The organism is Pseudomonas sp. M47T1 (assembly GCF_000263855.1).
In the GTDB taxonomy this organism is placed as follows: Bacteria; Pseudomonadota; Gammaproteobacteria; order Pseudomonadales; family Pseudomonadaceae; genus Aquipseudomonas.
In genome coordinates, this window is the sequence record NZ_AJWX01000024.1 from 44,278 (window position 1) to 61,319 (window position 17,042).

At 60.3% G+C, this 17,042-nt stretch carries 15 protein-coding genes; 8 read left to right on the forward strand and 7 right to left on the reverse strand.

The annotated features are described in order from the left end of the window. The first annotated feature begins 3 nt into the window (after positions 1-3). The 5 genes from PMM47T1_RS21760 to PMM47T1_RS21780 all read left to right on the forward strand — a co-directional run bounded on the left by PMM47T1_RS21760 (position 4) and on the right by PMM47T1_RS21780 (position 6,249). Positions 4-1,404, forward strand: coding sequence for a DUF1254 domain-containing protein (locus PMM47T1_RS21760; protein ID WP_008373068.1), 1,401 nt, complete (start codon positions 4-6; stop codon positions 1,402-1,404). Positions 1,405-1,430: 26 nt separating this feature from the next. Next, positions 1,431-2,336: a transporter gene (locus tag PMM47T1_RS21765; RefSeq protein WP_008373069.1), complete on the forward strand. Its 906-nt coding sequence runs from the start codon at positions 1,431-1,433 to the stop codon at positions 2,334-2,336. Positions 2,337-2,388: 52 nt separating this feature from the next. Next, complete coding sequence (locus PMM47T1_RS21770) at positions 2,389-3,426, forward strand: DUF1254 domain-containing protein (protein ID WP_008373070.1); 1,038 nt, start codon at positions 2,389-2,391, stop codon at positions 3,424-3,426. Positions 3,427-4,432: 1,006 nt separating this feature from the next. Further along, entirely contained in the window at positions 4,433-4,639 is a 207-nt protein-coding gene (locus PMM47T1_RS21775) for a hypothetical protein (RefSeq protein ID WP_008373071.1), read from the forward strand. A 332-nt stretch (positions 4,640-4,971) separates the two neighbouring features. Continuing rightward, the gene (locus PMM47T1_RS21780) at positions 4,972-6,249 is read left to right on the forward strand and encodes an MFS transporter (RefSeq protein ID WP_043301377.1); all 1,278 of its coding nucleotides are present in this window, start codon (positions 4,972-4,974) and stop codon (positions 6,247-6,249) included. Between the two features lie 63 nt (positions 6,250-6,312). On the opposite strand, the gene PMM47T1_RS21785 is transcribed toward PMM47T1_RS21780, so the two are convergent. The 5 genes from PMM47T1_RS21785 to PMM47T1_RS21805 form a co-directional block, all read right to left on the reverse strand. Beyond that, positions 6,313-8,166: an ABC transporter ATP-binding protein gene (locus PMM47T1_RS21785; RefSeq protein WP_043301387.1), complete on the reverse strand. Its 1,854-nt coding sequence runs from the start codon at positions 8,164-8,166 to the stop codon at positions 6,313-6,315. Between the two features lie 214 nt (positions 8,167-8,380). Next, positions 8,381-8,629: a CsbD family protein gene (locus PMM47T1_RS21790; RefSeq protein ID WP_008373074.1), complete on the reverse strand. Its 249-nt coding sequence runs from the start codon at positions 8,627-8,629 to the stop codon at positions 8,381-8,383. 254 nt (positions 8,630-8,883) lie between these two features. Further along, complete coding sequence (locus PMM47T1_RS21795; protein ID WP_008373075.1) at positions 8,884-9,480, reverse strand: dTMP kinase; 597 nt, start codon at positions 9,478-9,480, stop codon at positions 8,884-8,886. A gap of 243 nt (positions 9,481-9,723) precedes the next feature. Further along, on the reverse strand, positions 9,724-10,401 hold the full coding sequence (locus tag PMM47T1_RS21800; protein WP_008373077.1) for a type 1 glutamine amidotransferase domain-containing protein: 678 nt from the start codon (positions 10,399-10,401) through the stop codon (positions 9,724-9,726). Positions 10,402-10,422: 21 nt separating this feature from the next. Next, on the reverse strand, positions 10,423-11,004 hold the full coding sequence (locus PMM47T1_RS21805; protein ID WP_008373083.1) for a TetR/AcrR family transcriptional regulator: 582 nt from the start codon (positions 11,002-11,004) through the stop codon (positions 10,423-10,425). A gap of 192 nt (positions 11,005-11,196) precedes the next feature. On the opposite strand from PMM47T1_RS21805, the gene PMM47T1_RS21810 reads away from it, so the two are divergent. Beyond that, positions 11,197-12,135, forward strand: coding sequence for a GlxA family transcriptional regulator (locus PMM47T1_RS21810; RefSeq protein WP_008373084.1), 939 nt, complete (start codon positions 11,197-11,199; stop codon positions 12,133-12,135). 295 nt (positions 12,136-12,430) lie between these two features. Continuing rightward, the gene (locus tag PMM47T1_RS21815) at positions 12,431-14,149 is read left to right on the forward strand and encodes a ubiquinone-dependent pyruvate dehydrogenase (protein ID WP_008373085.1); all 1,719 of its coding nucleotides are present in this window, start codon (positions 12,431-12,433) and stop codon (positions 14,147-14,149) included. A gap of 53 nt (positions 14,150-14,202) precedes the next feature. Here the strand turns inward: PMM47T1_RS21815 and PMM47T1_RS21820 are convergent, their stop codons facing one another. Both PMM47T1_RS21820 and PMM47T1_RS21825 read right to left on the reverse strand, forming a co-directional pair. Continuing rightward, on the reverse strand, positions 14,203-14,649 hold the full coding sequence (locus PMM47T1_RS21820; RefSeq protein ID WP_008373086.1) for a type II 3-dehydroquinate dehydratase: 447 nt from the start codon (positions 14,647-14,649) through the stop codon (positions 14,203-14,205). Positions 14,650-14,664: 15 nt separating this feature from the next. Further along, on the reverse strand, positions 14,665-16,020 hold the full coding sequence (locus PMM47T1_RS21825) for an MFS transporter (protein WP_008373087.1): 1,356 nt from the start codon (positions 16,018-16,020) through the stop codon (positions 14,665-14,667). 127 nt (positions 16,021-16,147) lie between these two features. Between PMM47T1_RS21825 and PMM47T1_RS21830 the strand changes: the two genes are divergently transcribed. Continuing rightward, positions 16,148-17,032: a LysR family transcriptional regulator gene (locus PMM47T1_RS21830; RefSeq protein WP_008373088.1), complete on the forward strand. Its 885-nt coding sequence runs from the start codon at positions 16,148-16,150 to the stop codon at positions 17,030-17,032. Positions 17,033-17,042 lie beyond the last annotated feature (10 nt).

Sequence of the window (17,042 nt, forward strand, 5' to 3'; positions counted from 1 at the left end):
GGAATGACATCGTTACGTAGTTTGCTTATAACCGCTACGGCAGTGTTGTTGAGCCCGGTCGCACATGCCGATTTCACTGCATCCCCTAGCGAGGCCGAAGCCATTGCCAAGGAGGCTTATCTATATGGCTTTCCTGTCGTTGAAATGTACAAAACCTTGTACGCGCAAGCCGTAAAGACTGACGGCCCTGATTACAAGGCACCGTTCAACAAAGTTGGTAACACGGCTCGAGTGTTCACACCCAAGGACACTGCGTTCGTTACCCCAAACTCAGACACGCCTTATTCATTTGTATGGCTCGATTTACGCAGCGAGCCGCAGGTGCTAACGATGCCTGCGATAGAAAAAAACCGGTATTACTCAGCGCAAATGATCGACTTGTACACCCACAATTTTGATTATCTGGGCACGCGCACTACTGGTAATCAAGGTGGAAGTTTTCTCGTCGCAGGCCCTGGGTGGAAAGGTTCGACTCCATCCGGCATTGCTAAGACGCTTAAGAGCGAAGGCGACATCGTTTACGTCCTCATTCGAACTCAGCTATTCGATGAAAAGGACTTAGCTAATGTCAAAAACATTCAGCAAGGGTACGCAGTCCAACCTCTGAGTTCCTACCTGAAAAAATCAGCGCCTGTCGCTGCGCCAGACATCAACTGGCCACAGCCGCAGGCGAACATGAGCGAAACTCCAGCGCTGTTCCGCTACCTGGATTTCATGCTTGGTTTTGCGCAACCAGTCGCGAGCGAGAAAGTATTGTTTGAACGGTTCAACAAGATAGGCGTTGGGCCGGGACAGACATTTGACGAAGGGAAGCTCAGCGCAGACCAGATAGCCGGGCTGCAACGCGGCATCGACGCTGGCAAGGCTGAGTTTGCCGAGTTCAAAAAGGCAAAGATTGATACACACCAAGTAGAGAGTGGTGATTTTTTTGGCACGCGCAAACACCTGAAAAACAACTACCTGTACCGTTACGTCGGTGCGAACGTCGGCATCTTTGGCAATTCCTCGTCTGAAGCGAGCTACATCGGTTATTTCACCGATGCTCAAGGCAGCCCGGTCAATGCCGCGCAGAAAACCTACACGCTTCACTTCGACAACGGCGAGTTACCGCCAGCGCAAGCGTTCTGGTCTTTGACCATGTACGACGGTAATACCAAGCTTTTGGTGGAAAACCCAATCAACCGTTACCTGATCAACTCCCGGATGCTGGATCAACTTCGAATGGATCCGGACGGTGGACTCACTCTGTATGTGCAACATGAGTCACCTGGCAAGGACAAGGAAAGCAATTGGCTACCGGCCCCGAATGGCCCGTTTTATGGCGTCCTGAGGATCTACATGCCGACTGCCAAATTTTCTGAAGGGAAGTGGAAACTACCAATGCTGATGCCGGCTGCGAAGTAATCATTCAGTTGCTCAGGAGCTGACGCATGCAATCTAAGAAGTATGTTAGGCACTTGGTGGGCATGGCGCTGATAGCAATCCCTCTGTTTGCTCATGCAGACAATGCGCGGGATTGGCAGAACCTGCCCACCGATCTGAATATGGTGTTCGGTTATTATAACCGTATCGATACCAATACGCCCATTGATACGTCACTGCCCATCAAGGGGTTGTCACTGGATGCCAATCTTTACATCGCGAGATACGCCCGCTCGTTTGCAGTGGACGGACGCAACAGCGCCATTCAGATTCTGCAGCCCTACGCTGACATTTCAGCGTCATTCGATAACGCGCGATTTTTTGATGGCACCAAGCACAACGGAGGGATGGCCGATACCCAGGTAGTGCTCGTGCACAACCTCTTTGGCGGCCCAGCTCTGACCAAAGAAGAATTCGCCAATTGGACACCCGAAACCTTCCTGAGTGGAGCGTTGTGGATCACGGCACCCACCGGGGACTACGACAAGGATCGTATCATCAATATCGGGTCTAATCGGTGGGCGTTCAAGCCTGAACTGGCTTTCGGTACGCCTCTGGGTCCGACCTGGCTCGAATTCAATACGTACGTCTCGCTGTACGGAGACAACGATGAATATCAAGGCGACAGCAAACTCGAACAGAAGCCTCTGTATGCCGTCGAAGGGCATTACAGCTACACGATCAATCGTGCGCTTTGGGCATCGCTCGATGCTACCTACAACCGAGGCGGCGAAACTAAAATCGATGGCAACTGGCAGGACAATAAACAAGAAAACGCCTTATTGGGTGCCAGCGTAGGATTCATGCTTTCTCCCCAGTTTGGAGGCCTGATTGCCTATTCGGACACCGTATCAGAGCGTACAGGTTCTCCCGACGTAAACACGTGGACGTTGCGTCTTCAATACGCATGGTAATGCGAGTAACGCTTCAATCAACGTTCCGGCCTCTAACTTGGAAGTTATAAAAATGCAAAACATCTCAGTACGTGTAGCTTCTGTCTTTCTGCTTGTCGGCATTTCTTGGTCAGTGAACGCTGAAGATGCCGCCGAAGCATCGGCGGTCAAACCGGTGACGGTTGATAATTTCGTCCGAGCAGAATCGGATCTTTATATTAACTCTCTGTTCAAGCAGGGAGGGCTTGGCAAGATGCTGCATCGCAGGGAGCTGGCATCGATTGACCACCAAACGGTTGTCCGGTTGAACAGGGATACGATGTACTCCTCCGGGGTATTCGATCTTGATGCGGGGCCGGTGACTATCACCTTGCCGGATCCAGGCAAACGGTTCATGGCGATGCAGGTGATTAACGAAGATCACTATGTGCCGAATGTTTTTTACGGGGCGGGCAAGCATGTGCTAACCCGCGAATCCGTTGGTACTCGCTATGTAGTGACGGCGATCCGCACCTTAGTCGATCCCAATAATGTGGAAGACGTAAAAAAGGTTCACGCGCTACAGGACGGGATAAAAGTGGAACAGGCCAGTGCGGGCAGCCTCAGTCTTCCAAAATGGGATGCTGTCAGCCAGAAAAAGGTTCGCGATGCGCTTTTGGTGCTTTCCTCAACCATTCCTGATTTCAAAAAAGCATTCGGAACGCCCGAGGAGGTTGATCCTATTCGCCATCTTTTAGGTTCGGCCTCCGCATGGGGTGGAAATCCTGATAAAGACGCAACGTATCTCAACGTGACGCCCGAGAAGAACGACGGAAAAACCGTTTACCGTCTGACGGTAAAAGATGTACCCGTGGATGGTTTCTGGTCTGTGAGTGTTTATAACGCCCAAGGCTATTACGAAAAGAATAAGCAGAACGCTTACACCTTGAATAACCTCACTGCGAAGCAAGCACCTGACGGCTCTATTGTGGTTCAGTTCGGCGGATGCGAAGCGAGCATGGCAAATTGCCTGCCCATAGCCCTAGGCTGGAACTATACCGTTAGGCTCTACCGTCCTCGCGCAGAGATATTGTCTGGTGCTTGGACTTTTCCATCGCCCCAGCCTATGTGAGTGAAGCGTGAGCAGATGCGGAATTGAATGTATACGGCTATCAAAACGCTTAAGCCTTCGAAAGAGAAGGCATGGCGCCGCGACCTTTGAGTTTTGGTTAATCGAGTGATTTGTGTTTGAGATAAGGGCCTTTGAGGGCCCCTTTTTTGCCCGACATTCTGGACGCACGCTTTCCCAATGCTTCCTTTAGTTATGTCGTCAACACCTATGAGGAGTGGCGAATGCTTGTACGTTGTCAGCCGACGCATTCGCCGTTTGGCAGAGTGCACATCAGCAGGGCATATGAGTTTCATGAGAGGTACATCGACAGCCAAATGCGATAGCCAGCCGCATCAGGCGACCTCAAATAAGCCGTTGGCTTTTCAAGGGCGGCGAGCGTCGCATATGGCAGGTGGTCGCAGGTCAATGTGTAGGTGGATCATGCCAACGACCATATACTGCAACGTAGCGCCTACGTCCTGAGGTTTACTACGGCACTGTTGATAACTGACGACGTTGACCAAAACCGGGATGCCCGGTTTTGTAGGGGCAAGTCCAATCTACGGAATTGCGCTAACGTTGCCGCAGCTTGGTTTAACCGTTTCTGTCCAAGCCGAAACCTAATTCGACTCACCCTTCTGCGTAGTAACCCAATTCCCGCCCGCGCTGGCTACTCGCAAAAAGCATCCGCGCATTATCTGAAACACCGCAGCGCGCTTTCGCGGGTAGAACCCGCTCCCACACACGCCAGGCCGGTAACTGCTTCACAGTGGGCCACGCGCTCAGGCAGGCCGCCCCCACCGCAATCGATCCCGTGCATCCGACAGGTCAGCTTCGAGGTCGTAATGCCACAACCAATCAAACCGCTCCGCCGACGTCCTAGCCATCAGGTCCTCATCACCTTGGGGCCGAGCAATCACTTGTGCATTTGGCCCTGCGACTAATAGCCACCCCATGAAGAATCGTTTCAGCTGTACTTTTGTAACATTCTCGACGTAGTTTTAACGCATACCGCTGAGGAGGCGCGATGATGATTCCACGTCCCAAACACCAGGCGAGCGCGTTACGCCCCATCAGCGACGACCAACGACGCGCCCTGGCAAGGTGGGTCACCGAGTCCCATTGCGCGCCCAAAGCAGACCGCACGGCGGTCATGATGCTCCAGGGACGCTACCCGGCTGGCTTGCTGACCCCCGATGAAATAAGCGCCCTGATCGATTCGTTGTCGCTGTAGCTGGGCGTGTTCGTTAGGCTCTGTACGAAATGCGTCCCAGCTCGGCCATGCCGCGTTGCAGCTGCAGGGTGGTGCATCTACGAAGGTAAATAGAGAGTGATCAGCGGGCCTGCCAATTGCCCAGCCGCCCCTTCGCGCCGCGACAAAACGTCCCACCCCCCGCCTGCTATCCCCCTGCACGCCAGACGGCACTAGCCAAACGCCAAAAAACCCCTAGAATCTGCGCGCCCGCCGCACCTGGCGGCCGCGTACTAAAGCCTTTTGCGCCGCCTGATCATCCCGCCAGCAGCCCATCGCCACGTCGCGTCAGTGTATTCACACCCGAGGTTTCAATGTCTCCACAACTCCTGGCCATGGCGCTGGCGCCTTTGCTTGGGCTGTTTATCGTCAGCATGGGCAATGGCCTGCTGTCGTCCATCACCACCCTGCGTCTCGACGCTGCGGGGGCGTCTGCCCTGCAAATCGGTTGGGTGTCGTCTGCCTATTTCATCGGCCTGGCCCTGGGCTCGTTTTTCAATGACCGGCTGATTCTGCGCATCGGCCATATCCGCGCCTACAGCTGCTTCGCCTCGGTGATCGCCGCCACCGTGCTGTTGCAGGGGCTGGGCAGCGACATCAGTGCCTGGTTCGTGCTGCGCCTGATCAATGGCTGGGCGTGCGTGGGCGTGTACTTGGTGATCGAGAGCTGGCTGTTGCTGGCCTCGGACCCGAAAGCGCGCGGTCGCGTGCTGGCGGTGTACATGATTGCGCTGTACGGGTCGGGCATGTTCGGGCAGGCGGCCATTGGGCTGGTGTCGGGGCTGGGTGACAGCGCGCCGTTTTTGATCGCGGGCATGCTGGCCTCGCTGTCGGTGATGCCGGTGGTGATGATTCCCCGCGTCACGCCGCTGGTGGAACGGGTGGAGGCCTTGAGCCCGCGGCAATTGCTGCGTGTCACGCCCACGGGCGTGATGGGCTGCTTTGGTTCCGGGGTCGCCATCGCGGCGGTCTATACCTTGCTGCCGCTGTACTTGCAGCATCGCGGCATGGACCTGAGCCAGGTGGGGCAGATGATGGCCTGCGTGATCCTGGGCGCCATGGTGCTGCAATACCCTGTGGGGCGCTGGTCCGACCGTCAGGACCGCCAATGGGTGTTAATGGTGTTGTGCGCGGGGTGCCTGGCGCTGTCGGTGGGCATTATCGTGCTGCCGGTGTCCGGCTGGCTGCTGGCCGTGGCGTTGTTTCTACTGGGGGGCGGGATTTTCGCGATTTACCCGGTGGCGGTCAGCCACTCGGCCGATCGGGCACCGGCCGGCGCCGTGGTGCCGATGATTCAAGGGTTGTTGCTGATCAACTCCATCGGCTCGGCGCTGAGCCCGATGACGGTGGGTCAGTTGATGGCCAAGGTCGGCGACAACGGGCTGTTCTGGGCATTCGCCCTGCTCAATGCGCTGATGGTGGCCTGGTTCGCCTGGCGCCGCACCCAACGCGCCGCGCCGGAAAGTGCCGCGCCCTTCGCGGCAGCGGCGCAGATGTCGCCGACCGGGGTGGAGTTGCGAGTCACGGAGGATTTGCAGGCAGCAATGGATGAAGCCAGCGACGCTGCTGAAGGCAACGCCCAAGCGGCGTGAAGTGTGGGAGCTGGCTTGCCAGCGAGATTTTCAACGCAAAACCTCGCTGACACGCCCTCCTCGCTACTCCGCTACCTCCATCACGCCCTGGTCCTCGCCCAGAAACCCGCCACTCTGATGCTGCCACAAGCGTGCATACGTGCCGTTTTTGGCCAGCAGATCCGCATGAGTGCCTTGCTCGATAATCTGCCCCTCATCCATCACGATCAGCCGGTCCATCGCCGCGATGGTGGAGAGGCGGTGAGCAATGGCAATCACTGTCTTGCCCTGCATCATCTCATCCAGGCTTTCCTGAATCGCCACTTCCACCTCGGAGTCCAGTGCGCTGGTGGCCTCGTCCAGCAGCAGAATCGGCGCGTTCTTGAGCATCACCCGGGCGATGGCGATGCGTTGGCGCTGGCCGCCCGACAGCTTGATGCCACGCTCCCCCACCAGGGTGTCGTAGCCTGAATGGCCGTCCCGGTCACTGAGCTGGTTGATGAAGCCGTCCGCTTGGGCGTTGGCCGCCGCGCGGCGGATTTGCGCGTCGGTGGCGTCGGGCCGGCCGTAGGCGATGTTGTCACGGATGGAACGATGCAGCAGCGAGGTGTCCTGGGTCACCATGCCCACGGCGCTGCGCAGGCTGTCCTGGCTGACCTCGGCGATGTTCTGCCCATCGATGCGGATCACACCATTGTCCACGTCGTAGAAACGCAACAGCAGGTTGATCAGGGTGGATTTGCCTGCGCCCGAACGGCCTACCAGGCCAACTTTTTCGCCGGCGCGGATGTGCAGGGTCAAGCCATTGAGCACCTGGCGTTCACCGTTGTAGTTGAAGTCCACGTTGTCGAACGAGACCGCGCCGCCGGTGGTGGTCAGCGTGCCGGCACCCTCCACATCCTGCACTTTGGGGCCGCGCGTCAAGGTGGCCATGCCGTCCTGCACGGTGCCGATGTTTTCGAACAGGGACGTCATCTGCCACATGATCCAGTGCGACATGCCATTGATGCGCAGCGCCATGGCGGTGATCGCCGCGACGGCGCCAGTGCCCACCTGGCCCTGATGCCACAGCCACAGGGCGTAGCCGCCTGCACCCAGGATGAGCGCGACCACCAGCGCCTGGTTGACGATTTCAAATTGGCTGACCAGGCGCATCTGCCGAAAACCGGTGTGCTTGAAGTCCTCCATCGCCGCGCGCGCAAATTGCGCTTCACGCTTGGAGTGCGAGAACAGCTTTACCGTGGTGATATTGGTGTAGGCGTCCGAGATCCGGCCGGTCATGGATGACCGGGCATTGGCCTGCTCCTGGCCGACCTGGCCCAGACGGGGCACGAAATACAGCATGGCCAGGCCGAACAACACAATCCAGGCCATGAAAGGCAGCATCAGCTTGAGATCGAAGGCACCGGCCAGGGCGATGATGGCGATGAAATACACGCCAATGCCCGGAATGATCTCGATCACGGTGAACAGCACGTCGCGCACCGCCAGGGCCGTCTGCATCACCTTGGTGGTGACCCGGCCAGAGAACTCATCGGAGAAAAACGACAGGCTTTGCCGCAGCATCAGCCGGTGGAAGTCCCAGCGCAGCCGCAACGGCAAGTTGATCGCCAGCACTTGGTGCTGAACCATGGTGCGCAGCGCCACCAGGCCAACGCTGGCCAGCAGCACCAGGCCGATGGCCCAGAGCATGTGGCGCTCTTGCTGGCCGCCATCGGCGCCGGCTTGCCACGTCGACAGCAGGTCCACCACTTGCCCCAGGAACGAGAACAGCCATGCCTCGTATATCGACACGCCCGCACTCAGCAGCGCCAGCGCCAGCACGTAGCCACGGGCGCCGCGCGTGCACGCCCAGATGAACCGCGCCAAGCCGTCAGGGGGTGGTGGCAGCTCATCCGGGGGAAACGGGTCGAGCCTTTTTTCGAGCATGCGAAGCACAGACATCTCCAAAATCATCCTGTATAGGGTGATTTTGCCACCGAACACTGGCGCAGTGTGCAAAGCAATGCCTGATTCACAGTAGCAACTGCCGCCAGGCTGCGAAGGCCCGCACCGCGGGCCCGCGATCGCCCCCACCGCCCAAGGTCCTGCGGACTTCTGCGCAGCCTGACGGCAGCTCCTGCCAGGGTGATCGGTGTAGTCGCAAACCGTTCTAGCGACGCAGCAGGCGGCTCAGCACCAGCAGTGCGGCGGCGCCAATGGCGAGGGCGGCGACGGGTTTTTCCTTGATAAAGGTAGACACGTTATCCAGTGCATCCCCATAAGTCTTGGTCAGTTGGCCAGACGCCTGGTGCCCTGCCCCTTCGGCTTCCAGCGTCGAGTCGCCCAGCAGGCGGCCTACCGCGCTCTGAGCCTTGCCGGCAGCCTGTTCTGCAACACCTTCGATCTGTTCACGCTTCATGATTAACCGACCTTATTTACCAGTGGACAGCTAAAAAAGCCTGGCCGGCCAACCGGCCGGGGGCTTGCTGCACTGTGTTAGTCAGACGGGCGACACACATAGTTCAAGGCAAAATCGGCTTTGCCATCTCCGACGTAGCCGACCAGCCCATCCGTTGGCGATGGCCTCCTGGGTGGCTTTCTCAGTTAACCGGTTACCTGGCCGGGCGCGGGGAAAAAAAGCGGCCCTGTGCCGCGCAGCAATCTGGAGCAGCATCAAAGCACCCGATATATCTCGGCCACTACCTGCATCGTCGCCTCTTCAACCGTGCGCTCATTGCGGCACAACACCCAACCGTTATCCGCCACCGCCCGCTCGAACGCCTCGGTACAGGCAACTTGCTCTTGCTGATTGAGAATGACCGTACTCCCCAAACCACGCGATCGCGCTGCAGCCCGTGCCCATGAGGTGTCAGGGTCGGTGACCACCCCCACATGCAGGTCCGGCACGCGCACGTTGCGCTCAAGGTTCAACTGGAGAATGTCTGCAAACGGGACCAGCCGGCGAAACGCTGCGTCGGACGGGTACCAACGATCGATCAGGATGATGCTGCCCGCAGGCTGCCTGGGCAGCACCTGCTCGGAGATCCAGGCGCGGCTGTCGGCAAGGCGCTCGCACACCTGCCACTCCAACTCACGACTGGGGTTTCTGGCGAGCTGATTGACCAGGGCCATGGTATCGCCCCGATAAGGGTCGCTTTTCTTCTCGCACAGCCGGATGACTTTGTTGCCGTCAGCCCTCAGTACTTTCGTGACGGTTTCCAGCAAAGTGGTCTTGCCGGTCCCCTTGGGACCATCTAGAGAAATAAACAACGGGCGGCCTTAACTCGGGGAGTCTATGGCGCAGAGCGTACCATCGTTAGGGCTGGAGCCACTGAGAGAAAAAGACGCAACCACTCACTCCCGTCGGTATCAATGCCCGCCAGAATCTCGGACGGGTTATGACAATGCCCCTTGCCCGTCGTGGCCGGTGACGCCGAGGTTCCTGTCTGCGTCAGCGCCGCCTTCGCCCGGCCGACAGAGGTGGAGTACATCCGTACTCCTTGGATTTAAAGCTCAGGCAAGTTGCTTCAACAACGCCTTGGCCACCGCTTCCGAACTGCCCGGGTTCTGGCCGGTGATCAGCTTGCCGTCCTCGATCACGAACGACTGCCAGTCCGGGCCTTTCTCGTACAGGGCACCCAGCGCCTTGAACTCGTCCTCGACCAGGAACGGCACCACATCGGTCAGGCCAACGCCCTCTTCTTCCGAATTGGTGAAGCCACTCACGCGACGGCCCTTGACCAGCGGCTGGCCATCGGCAGCCTTGACGTGGCGCAGCACGCCAGGGGCGTGGCAGACGAAGGCAATGGGCTTGCCGGCGCGTTCGAAGGCTTCGATCAGGGCGATGGACACCGGCGATTCAGCCAGGTCCCACAGCGGGCCGTGGCCGCCCGGGTAAAACACGCCGTCGAAGTCCTGGGCGTGGACGCTGTCCAGTTTAACCGTGCTGGCCAGCGCCTGCTGGGCGGCCGGGTCAGCCTTGAAGCGTTGGGTCAGCTCGGTCTGGAAGTCGGGCTCGTCGCTTTTAGGGTCCAGCGGTGGCTGGCCGCCAGCGGGCGATGCCAGCACGATGTCGGCGCCGGCGTCCTTGAAGGCGTAATAGGGGGCGGCGAACTCTTCCAGCCAGAAACCGGTTTTACGGCCGGTGTTGCCGAGTTGGTCGTGCGAGGTCAAAACCATCAGTACTTTCATTGCCGTTTCCTCAGGGTTCAATCAAAAGCTGTCAAGGGTGCCCAGTGCCTGACGGGTAAAGGCCAGGGCCTCGTCGAAAGGCAGGCGTGTACGGGTAATCTTTGCCATGACGCTGGCGCCCAGCCACAGCGCATAAAGCTGTGCGGCCAGTTGTTCGGGCGGCTGCGCGCCGTGTTGCTGCCCTCGTGCCAGGGCGTCAGCCAGGCACTGGATGATGCGTGCAGTACCGCGGTCCAGCGCCTGACGCATGGCGTCGGACAGGTCGGCCACCTCGGCGCCCAGCTTCACCACCAGGCATTTGCCCGCGTCGGTGTTGCAGGCCTGGCTGTCGGCCCAGTGCTGCCAATACGCCAGCAGCTTGCGGCTTTCCGCTTCGTTACCGTCAAAGATGCGCTGCATCTGTTGCAGGTAGGTGTCGAAGTAATCCTGCAGCAGGGCCTCACCGAAGGCGTCCTTGGAGGCAAAGTAATGATAGAACGAGCCCTTGGGAATGCCGGCCGTCTTCAACACTTCGGTGAGGCCCACGGCACCAAAACCCCGGCTGCCTACCAGTGGCCGTGCGCTGTCCAGAATGTGTTGGCGGGCGGCCTTGGCGTCACTCATGTTCATCGCTCCTTGCCGCTCAGTAGACCAGTCGTCTCGGCTGTTGAAGTGAATGGTAGGGCGACAGGCAAACCCTCACAATGTCGTATCCGCAAGGATTCCGGACATTCGCCTGGCCATGACAAACGCGTTGCCAGCTCCCCTTCCCTGGTCGACAATCAACGCCTTCGCGATGTTCCCCGGAATGGCCCCATGCACAGCGTTGCCCTTGTCGTTTACCCGCAGTTCCAGCCACTCAGCCTGTCCATCGGCTCGGTGTTCGAGTGCGCAAACCTGTTGCGTGGCGAGCCGGCGTACGAATTTCACCTGGTGTCGGAAACCGGCGGAGCGGTGATGTCCTCGCAGGGCTTTTCGGTGAACACCACGCCCCTTCGCGACGAGGGCTACGACACCCTGATCATCAGTGGCTACCTGGACTATCAACTGCCGGACACCAGCCTGCTGGCCTGCGTGACCACCGCCTCCGCGCAATCGCGACGCGTGGTGTCGTTGTGCATGGGCATCTTCGTGCTGGCCGAAGCCGGGCTGCTGGACCGACGGCGCGCCACCACCCATTGGCTGCACGCCCCCAGCTTCCAGAAGCGCTACCCCCACATTCACCTGGAAGAAGACAAGCTGTTCGTGGTGGATGGCCACCTGTGGACCTGTGCCGGCATGAGCGCGTGCCTGGACCTGGCCCTGGCAATGGTGGAAAACGACTTGGGCAGCGATCTGGCGCGCAAAGTCGCGCGCAAACTGGTGATTGCCCAGCGCCGAGGCAGCGAGCAGTCACAGCTGTCGGCATTGCTGGAGCTGGACCCCAAGTCCGACCGTGTGCAACTGGCCTTGGCCTATGCCCGCGAGAACCTGCGCGACGACTTGTCGGTGGACGCCCTGGCTGCCGTGGCGCGGCTCAGCCCCCGGCAGTTCAGCCGGGTGTTTCGTGAGGAAACCGGGCGCACGCCAGCCAAGGCTATCGAGTCGCTGCGCGTGGAAGCCGCCCGGGCCATGATGGAAACCAGCCGCCACCCGGTGGAAGTGATCGCCCGGGAAACCGGCTTTGGCGATCGCGAGCGCTTGCGCCAGGCATTCCTGCGAGCGTTCGGGCAGCCGCCCAAGGCTTTGCAGAAATTGTTGATTGAAACCCCTTAGGCTCTGTACGAAATGCATCCCAGCTCGGCCATGTCGGCGCTGCGAAAAGGTTCGCTGGACCTTCGGCGGTGTCATGCCGGTCGCTGGCACGCGGCGCGAGCCTTGGCAGCCTCACGTGGTGGCAGCTCCGACCATCGCCCTCTGTAGCAGCGGCCGTCAGTGAACCCGGGGCATGCGCAGTGAGTACCTGCGTACTCCGCCCTCCTCGACTTTGGTCTGACCCTGAAAAACCTGAACTCCCCCGGGTGCATGGGAGACTAAACCCTCAGCACTCACCCCTTTGCGAGGAAACCCAATGTCCAGCAAAAAAGTCGCTGATATCGTCATCGAAACGCTCCAGGCCGCCGGCGTCCGTCATTGTTACGGCATCGTTGGCGACACCCTCAATCACGTCACCGACGCCATTCACCGCAGCGACATCCAGTGGGTGCATATGCGCCACGAAGAAGTGGCGGCGTTCGCGGCCGGGGCCGAGTCGTTTATCAGTGGCCGGCTGACGGCGTGCGCAGGCTCCTGCGGGCCCGGTGGGTTGCACTTCATCAACGGCGTGTTCGAGGCCCAGCGCAACGGTGCGCCCATGGTGCTGATCGCCAGCCAGGTGATCACCAGCGAGCTGGGCATGGACTTCCCCCAGGAAGTCGACTTCAAGGCCATCTACGGGCCCTGCACGGTGTTCTGCGAACAGGTGTACACCGCCGATCAGGCGCGCCGGGTGACTGCCCTTGCCGCCCAGACTGCACTGAACGAGGGCGGCGTGGCGGTAATCATTTTGCCGTCCGACATCAGCATGGCCGAGGTCAAGGCGGATGCGCCCTTCGCCGCCCACCACCCACGCCCGGTCAGCCAGCCCAACCCTGAAGAGTTGGCCCAAATCGCCGCCCTGCTCGCCGCCGGCAAGAAAGTCTCGATCTACGCCGGTTTCGGCTGCGCGGGTGCCCATGATGAACTGGTGGAACTGGCTCGCCTGCTCAAGGCGCCCATTGCCCACACCTCGCGGGCCAAGGATTTCGTCGAATACGACAACCCCTACAACATGGGCATGACCGGCGTGTTCGGCGTGGAGTCCGGTTACCACGCCATGATGGAATGCGACACCCTGCTGCTGTTGGGCGCCGACTTCGCCTGGAAGCAGTTTTACCCCGCCAAGGCCAAGGTTATCCAGGTGGACCGCAAAGGCGCGCATCTGGGCCGGCGCCACCCCGTGGACCTGGGTGTGGTGGGCGACGTGGGGCCGACGCTCAAGGCGCTGCTGCCCCTGATCGAGGAGAAAACCACCGTGGGCTGGCTGGAAGAATGCCTCAAGCACCGCCAGCAGACGCTCAAGGCCATGGCCCATGATCAACGCCACAGGGACGGCGAGCTGATTCACCCGCAGTACCTCACGCACCTGCTCGACCAGCACGCCAGCAGCGATGCGCTATTCACCGGCGACGGCGGTTCGCCCATGGTGTGGCTGTTGCGGCACATCAACGTCAACGGTGCCCGCCGCACCCTCACCAGCCTGCGCCACGGCACCATGGCCAACGCCATGCCCCAGGCCCTGGGCTTGCAGAAAGCCTACCCAAACCGCCAGGTGATCTCGCTGTCGGGTGACGGTGGCCTGGCCATGCTGTTGGGCGACCTGCTGACCGCGGTGCAGGAAAAACTGCCCATTAAAGTGGTGGTGTACAACAACGCCTCGCTGAACTTCGTGCAGATCGAGCAGAAAGTCGAAGGGCTGCTGGACAACTACACCGACCTGCACAACCCCGACTTTGCCGAGGTAGCGCGGGCGATGGGCTTGTATGGGCGCCAGGTCAGCGACGGCGCCGAGCTGGAAGAAGCCGTGCAGGCGTTCCTCGCGCAACCGGGGCCGGCGCTGCTGGACGTCAAGGTCAACCCCGAAGAGTTGGTGATGCCGGCCAAGGTCGAATTCGCCCAGGTGGCCGGCATGGCACTGTATTCGGCCAAGGCCGTGCTGGGTGGCCGTGGTGGGGATGTGAAAGACCTGCTGGTGAACAACTTCATCAAGTAGCCGCAGGGGCTTGGTGGCGCTGAGGGGACAGCGCCACCAAGCCCTGGGCAATGTCAGCTGTCGCGCGCAAGCAGGTCGTGAATCGCCTGCACCGCCAGCGGATACCCCAGCGCGCCCATCCCGCAGATCACCGAATCCACCACGCTGGACATGATCGAATGCCGGTGCAACTCATCCCGCGCATGGATATTGGACAGGTGCAATTCAATCACCGGTGCATCAATGACCTTCAGCGCATCGAGCACAGGGATCGAGTGAAATGAAAAGCCTGCGGGGTTGATGATCACCGCCGCGCCCTGTTCGAACGCCTCTTGAATCCAATCCACCATGACACCTTCGTGGTTCGTCTGGCGAAACTCGCACACGAGGTCAAGCGCCTGGGCCTGGTTGAGGGTGGCCTCGCGAATCTGCGCCAGGGTGGTATGCCCGTAGATATGCGGTTCACGGCGCCCCAACAGGTTCAGGTTGGGGCCGTTGAGTACGAAAACAGTGCGGTTCATGGTCGTCCTGGGGGGTTATTTGGAAAGAATGGCGGGTGTAAGAGCGTCTGCCGGTGCGCCCTCGGCCACGGCATTGAGGTCGACGCCGCGGGTTTCCGGGCCGATCAGGATCATGCCCAGGGACACCAGGTTGATCACCGCGCACAACGACACCAGCGGCCAGGGCGAGCCGCCCGACTGGCTCATCAGCCACACGGCAACCATGGGCATTGGGCCGCCGACCAGCAGGTTCGCGCCGGTGTAGGCCAGGGCGGAACCGGAGTAACGAACGTGGGTGGGGAAGCTTTCGGCAAAGGCCACCGGCTGAATACCGCTCTGGAACTGCGTGAACCCCAGGAACAAGCCCATGATGGCCATGATTGCGCTGACGTTCTGCGTGTCGAGGATGGGGAAGTACACCACCAGGATCAGCAACGTCATGCACGAGCCCAGCGCCAGTGCCTTCTTGCGGCCCCAGCGATCACACAGGTAGCCACCGCCCAACGCGCCGAAGATCGCGCAGACGTTCGCCACCATCAGCGACATGAAGCCCATGGATTGGGTCATGCCCAGGTGCTTGGTCAGGTAGCTGAGGGAAAAGATCACAATCAGGTAGAACAGCGCTGCGGGCGAGCAGAAAAACAGCATCAACCGCACGATGGTCTTGTAGTGACTGCCCAAGGCCGACGCCAGCGGGCTATCTGCCTGTTTCGCCGGGGCTTTCTTCAGCGCCACGAACGCCGGGGTTTCATCGACCTTGAGGCGGATGAAGATGCCCACTACCACCAGCACGAAGCTGAGCACAAAGGGTATGCGCCAGCCAAAGGCGTCGAACTGTTCGGCCGACAGGGTGGCAGCCAGCCCCATCAGTACCCCGTTTGCGAGTATCTGGCTAAGCGGCGAGCACAGTCCCAGCAGCCCCGAAGAGCGGCCTCGGCGATCCGGCGCCGCGTGTTCCAAGGCCATCAGCTGAGCGCCGGTGGACTCGCCGCCCAGCGCGAAGCCCTGGATGATACGCAGCAACACCAGCAACATGGGCGCCCAGACACCGATCTGCGCATAGGTGGGCAACAACCCCATGAGCACCGACGCCATGCCCATCATGGTTACGGTGGCCAGCATCAGGTTGCGCCGCCCCAGTGTGTCGCCCAGGTAGCCACAGGTAATGGCGCCAAGGGGGCGGGCTGCCAGGCCCACGCCAAAGGTCGCCAAGGACGCCAGCAAGCCTGCCGTGGGTTCCATGGAGGGGAAGAACAGCTTGGGCAGGATGGTCGCCGACACGGCGCCATACAAGGTGAAATCGAACCATTCCAATGCCGTGCCGACAGTGGCGGCACTGACCGCTCGGCGTGACATAGGCCGATCGTGGGTGGGGGTGCTGGTCGTGCTCATGGGCGCGCGCTCGTCGTTATTGTTATGGGGCTTGAATCGATGAAGTGAGTAGACGTTAACGCAAACGGCTTGCAGAATAATTATCGAAAACAGCACAAATGCATAAGCCAACCTTATGAGTCCGCCCATGGAATTGCGACACTTGAAAGCCTTCGTCCTCGCTGCTGACCTGCAACACTTCAGCCGCGCGGCCGAACAGCTGGGCATTGCCCAGCCCGCAATGAGCCAACTGATGCGCAGCCTGGAGCGCGAACTGGGCTTGAGCCTATTCCGCCGGGCAAACCGCGGGGTGGCGCTGACGGCCGCCGGGGCGGCGTTCCTGCCACATGCGCGGCAATCCATCGAAGCCAGCGAGCTGGCCAGCGCGGCGGCCTGGCGGGCCCGGCGGGGGGAAGTGGGCGAGGTCAACATTGGTTACCACTCGGCGCTGTTCGAGGCCAACCTGCCGCATTTGCTGCGCCACTACTTCAGCGCCTTTCCGGAAGTGACCGTGTCGCTGGTGGACGCGGGCATTCGCGTTCAGCTGGAAATGTTGCTTGAACACACACTGGACCTGGCCTTTGCGCGGGTCTTCAAGCACCACCTGCCCGATCGGCTGCGCACCCACCCGTTCAGCCATTCGCGCCTGGTGTTGCTGATGCCGGACAATCACGCCTTGGCCGAGACCTTCAACGGTGAACTGGCGACGCTGCGCCACGAGAAGTTCGTGTTCCTGCAGGACAGCGCCGGCATCGGCCTGACCTCGCACACGTTGCACGCCTGCCGGCAATGCCAGCTGCACCCGGAAAACATCATGTACGTGCCGTCGCTGATGAGCATTCCCGGGCTGGTGGCCGCGGGCATCGGCCTGAGTATCGTGCCCGAACCGGTGACGCGGTTGGCGATGCCGGGGGTACGCATCCACCCCCTGGCACAGCCGGAAATGGTCAGCGAACTGTCGCTGATCTCGCGCATCGACGAGCGCGCCAGCGCGGTGCTGCACTTCATCGAACAGGCCCGCGGCTGGGTGTGAGGCCCTTGCT